Origin of the sequence: Kitasatospora sp. NPDC094028 (assembly GCF_049543595.1) — a bacterium.
Classification (GTDB): Bacteria; Actinomycetota; Actinomycetes; order Streptomycetales; family Streptomycetaceae; genus Kitasatospora.
Map to the genome: position 1 here is coordinate 38,469 of NZ_JBMVFA010000052.1, position 4,781 is coordinate 43,249.

Genomic DNA, 4,781 nt, shown 5'->3' on the forward strand with positions numbered 1-4,781 from the left:
GTGGGCGGGCCACAGCAGCCGGGCGGGGGGGGGGGGGTGGCGGGGGGGGCCCGCCCCCCCCCGGCCGTGTTACGTACGCCGGTTCTCCTGCGCCGAGCTCCGGTGTACGCCCTCCCGACGGGAGGGGAAGCGGTCAGTCGTACCCGCGCGTGAGTAGGGGATGCCTACCCTCTCAGCGCGAGTCGCTGCCCGCCGACTCGATGGCGGCGCGGCCTGCCTCCAGGCGCGCCACCGGGATCCGGAAGGGGGAGCAGGAGACGTAGTCCAGCCCCACCTCGTGGAAGAAGTGGACCGAGTCCGGGTCGCCGCCGTGCTCGCCGCAGACGCCGAGCTTGAGGTCGGGGCGGGTGGCCCGGCCGGCCTCGACGGCGTGCTTGACGAGCGAGCCGACGCCGTCGCGGTCGATGGTCTCGAACGGGGAGACCCCGAAGATGCCCTTCTCCAGGTAGGCGGTGAAGAACGAGGCCTCCACGTCGTCCCGGGAGAAGCCCCAAACGGTCTGGGTGAGGTCGTTGGTGCCGAAGGAGAAGAACTCGGCGGCCTCGGCGATCTGGCCGGCCGTCACGGCGGCGCGCGGCAGCTCGATCATGGTGCCGAGCTTGATCTCCAGCTGGACGCCGGTGGACTGGGCGACCTCGGCGAGCACGCGCTCGCACTCGTCGCGGACCAGCTCCAGCTCCTGGACGGTGCCGACCAGCGGGATCATCACCTCGGGGCGCGGGTCCCCGCCGGCCAGCTTGCGCTCGGCGGCGGCCTCGGCGATGGCCCGGACCTGCATGCCGAACAGGCCGGGGATGACCAGGCCGAGGCGCACGCCGCGCAGGCCCAGCATCGGGTTCTGCTCGTGCAGCTTGTGCACCGCCTGGAGCAGGCGCAGGTCGTTCTCGTTCGGGTCCTTGCGGGCCTCGGCGAGGGCGACGCGCACCGACAGTTCGGTGATGTCCGGCAGGAACTCGTGCAGCGGCGGGTCGAGCAGGCGCACGGTGACCGGCAGCCCGTCCATCGCCTGGAAGAGCTCCAGGAAGTCGCTCTTCTGCAGCGGCAGCAGGGTGGAGAGGGCCTGCTCGCGGTCCTTGTCGTTGTCCGCGAGGATCAGGCGCTCGACCTCCTTGCGGCGCTCCTCACCGAGGAACATGTGCTCGGTGCGGCACAGGCCGATGCCCTGGGCGCCGTAGCGGCGGGCGCGCCCGCCGTCCTCGGCGTTGTCGGCGTTGGCGCGCACCGCGAGGCGGCGGCGGCCGTCCGCGTGCGACATCAGCCGGTGGACGGCCTGGACCAGCCCGCCCTGGACGTCGGCGCCGGCGTGCAGGGTGCCCTCGAAGTACTCGACCACGGGGGACGGCAGCACGGGCACCTCGCCGAGGTACACCTTGCCGGTCGCGCCGTCGATGGAGACGACGTCGCCCTCGTGGAGGACCAGGCCGTCCGCGGTGGTGAACTTCCGGGCCTTGGTGTCGACCTCCAGCTCCTCGGCGCCGCAGACACAGGTCTTGCCCATGCCGCGGGCGACGACGGCGGCGTGCGAGGTCTTGCCGCCGCGCGAGGTGAGGATGCCCTCGGCGGCGATCATGCCGTCCAGGTCGTCCGGGTTGGTCTCGCGGCGGACCAGGATGACCTTCTCGCCCGAGCGGGACCACTTGACGGCGGTGTAGGAGTCGAAGACGACCTTGCCGATCGCGGCGCCCGGCGAGGCGGCCAGGCCCCAGGCGATCTGCTGGGACTCGCCGGTCGGGGCGAAGCGCGGGAACATCAGCTGGGCCAGCTGGCCGCCGGTGACGCGCATCAGCGCCTCGTCCAGGTCGATCAGGCCCTGGTCGACGAGCTGGACGGCGATCCGGAAGGCGGCCGCGGCGGTGCGCTTGCCGACGCGGGTCTGCAGCATCCAGAGCTTGCCGCGCTCGATGGTGAACTCGATGTCGCAGAGGTCGCGGTAGTGGTTCTCGAGCTTCTGCATGATCGCCATGAGCTCGTCGTACGACTTCTTGTCGAGCTTCTCCAGCTCGGACAGCTGCAGGGTGTTGCGGATGCCCGCCACCACGTCCTCGCCCTGGGCGTTGGACAGGTAGTCGCCGTAGACGCCCTGGGCGCCGGTGGAGGGGTCGCGGGTGAAGGCGACGCCGGTGCCGGAGTCCTCGCCGAGGTTGCCGAAGACCATGGTGCAGACGTTGACCGCGGTGCCGAGGTCGTTCGGGATGCGCTCCTGGCGGCGGTACAGCCGGGCGCGGTCGCCGTTCCAGGAGTGGAAGACGGCGTGGACGGCGAGGTCCATCTGCTCGCGCGGGTCCTGCGGGAAGGCCCGGCCGGTCTCGCGCTCGACGATGCCCTTGAACACCTCGACCAGCGCCTTGAGGTCGGCGGCGTCCAGGTCCAGGTCGTTCGCGGTGCCCTTGGCGCGCTTGGCCTCGTCCAGGGCCTCCTCGAACAGCTCGCCCTCGACGCCCAGCACGGTCTTGCCGAACATCTGGACCAGGCGGCGGTAGGAGTCCCAGGCGAAGCGCTCGTTGCCGGACTGCGCGGCGAGGCCGACCACCGAGGCGTCGGAGAGGCCGATGTTCAGGACGGTGTCCATCATGCCGGGCATGGAGAACTTGGCACCGGAGCGCACCGAGACCAGGAGCGGGTTGTCGGCCTGGCCGAGCTTCTTGCCCATCTCCTGCTCAAGGGCGTCCAGGTGGGCGCTGATCTCCTCGTGGAGGGAGGACGGCTCGCTCCCGGTCTCCAGGAAGACCTTGCAGGCCTCCGTGGTGATGGTGAACCCCGGAGGGACGGGGAGACCGAGGTTGGTCATCTCGGCCAGGTTCGCGCCCTTGCCGCCGAGAAGGTCCTTGAGGTCCTTGTTTCCTTCGGTGAAGGAGTAAACAAACTTCTGCTGGGACGTCACGGGAAGGTCTCCTCGTAAGCGGTTGCCCTGACGCCGGAGAACATACCCATTTCGAAGGCACTTCTCTGCCCTGAATAGGCCACACGAGGCCGGTACCCAGCGGTAACCCGCTAGATCGAATGCGCATAAAGGCGTTCACCTCTGTTGGTGAAATCGTCCGGCTGACGCGAGCAAGCGTTCAAGTCTTGAAGGCGGGGAAACACGGCGATCACACGAATCGGACGCAGGGTAGCGGCGGGCCACCCCTCGTGGCGCCCCGGCTTGATTTCCTGCACCCGGATCGGCCGATCCCCACCGCCCGGCTTCGGGAAGCGATTCACGGCCGACCTGTCCATTTCGTCCACTGACCCGACGTCAGTCGCCACCGCGTGTGGCAAGCGTCACCAGTGCAGCTCACGGGCCGGGCGCCGACCATCCTCACACTGCGCGCCCAATCGCGCACCTTGAGTCAGATCCGTGCGCCGAAAAGGAGCCCTCCTGTCCAGAGTGGACAAGAGGGCTGGGACTCAGTGGCGAGGAGGCCTCCGGGGCCGAATTCGCCACCTCGTACAGATCATCCGCCGGAGGTGTCCGATTCGGCGTCCTCGCCCGGCCGGGCGCAGTCGTACGGATCGTCCAACCAGCCCTCGGGCAGGACCACCCGGCCGTTGCCGCTGGTGCGGCCGCGCGGGCCGTCCGCGCCGAGCGGCCAGGACTGGGACTGCTCGACCTGGGCGAGGGTTTCGGCCAGTTCGTCCAGCGAGGAGGAGTTCGCCAGCTTCACCCGCAGCTCGGAGCCGACCGAGAAGCCCTTGGTGTACCAGGCGACGTGCTTGCGGAAGTCGATCACGCCGCGCGTCTCGTCCCCGATCCACTCGCCGAGCAGCTGGGCGTGGCGCACCATCGCCGCGGCCACGTACGCGAACGTCGGGCGGGCGTAGTCGACCTCGCCCTCGAAGATCGCCACCAGGTCCTTGAACAGCCACGGCCGGCCCAGGCAGCCGCGGCCCACCACGACGCCGTCGCAGCCGGTCTCGCGCATCATCCGCAGCGCGTCGTCCGCCGACCAGATGTCGCCGTTGCCCAGCACCGGGACGTGCGCCGGGACGGCCTCGCGCAGCCGGGCGATCGCCGACCAGTCCGCCGTGCCGCCGTAGTGCTGGGCGGCGGTGCGCCCGTGCAGGGCGATCGCGGCCACGCCCTCCTCGGCGCCGATCCGGCCGGCGTCCAGGTAGGTGAGGTGGTCGTCGTCGATGCCCTTGCGCATCTTCATGGTCACCGGCAGGTCGCCCGCATTGGCGACGGCCTCGCGCAGGATCTCGCGCAGCAGGTTGCGCTTGTACGGCAGCGCCGAGCCGCCGCCCTTGCGGGTCACCTTGGGGACGGGGCAGCCGAAGTTGAGGTCGATGTGGTCGGCCAGGCCCTCGTCCGAGATCATCCGGGCGGCCTTGCCCACGGTCACCGGGTCCACGCCGTACAGCTGGATCGAGCGGGGCTTCTCGCTCGCGTCGAACTTGATCAGCTGCATGGTCTTCGCGTTGCGCTCGACCAGCGCCCGGGTGGTGATCATCTCCGAGACGTACAGGCCCTTGCCGCCGCTCTGCTCGCGGCAGAGCGTGCGGAACGGCGCGTTGGTGATGCCCGCCATCGGGGCCAGCACGACGGGCGGCCACACCTGGATCGGGCCGAGGTCCAGCGGCGCGAACTCGGTGTCGAGCGCGGTGGGGGCGGGCGTGGCTGTCATGGCGCGGCTGACCTCGGGTGACCTCGGGGAGGGGGACGGGACTCTCCATTGTCCCCCACCCCGGTCACCCGCCCGGACTAGGTGTATTGACCATGAGCGTTGTTGACGGTCGGGCTTGATCATGGCGAAGACCTCCGGTGTGGTGGAGGTGTCTAGGCTCCACACCACACACGGAGG

At 70.1% G+C, this 4,781-nt stretch carries 2 protein-coding genes; both read right to left on the reverse strand.

Going from position 1 to position 4,781, the window contains the following annotated elements:
• Window positions 1-172 precede the first annotated feature (172 nt).
• On the reverse strand, window positions 173-2,881 hold the full coding sequence (gene ppdK / locus ACPC54_RS39765; protein WP_498972220.1) for a pyruvate, phosphate dikinase: 2,709 nt from the start codon (window positions 2,879-2,881) through the stop codon (window positions 173-175).
• A 553-nt stretch (window positions 2,882-3,434) separates the two neighbouring features.
• Window positions 3,435-4,604 (reverse strand): tRNA dihydrouridine synthase DusB, encoded by a 1,170-nt coding sequence (dusB, locus tag ACPC54_RS39770; protein ID WP_498972222.1) that lies wholly within the window; start codon window positions 4,602-4,604, stop codon window positions 3,435-3,437.
• Between the last annotated feature and the right edge of the window lie 177 nt (window positions 4,605-4,781).

Coding starts and splice junctions, on each gene's coding strand:
- dusB (WP_498972222.1), bottom strand. CDS start 4,604: ATGACAGCCACGCCCGCCCCCACCGCGCTCGACACCGAGTTCGCGCCG.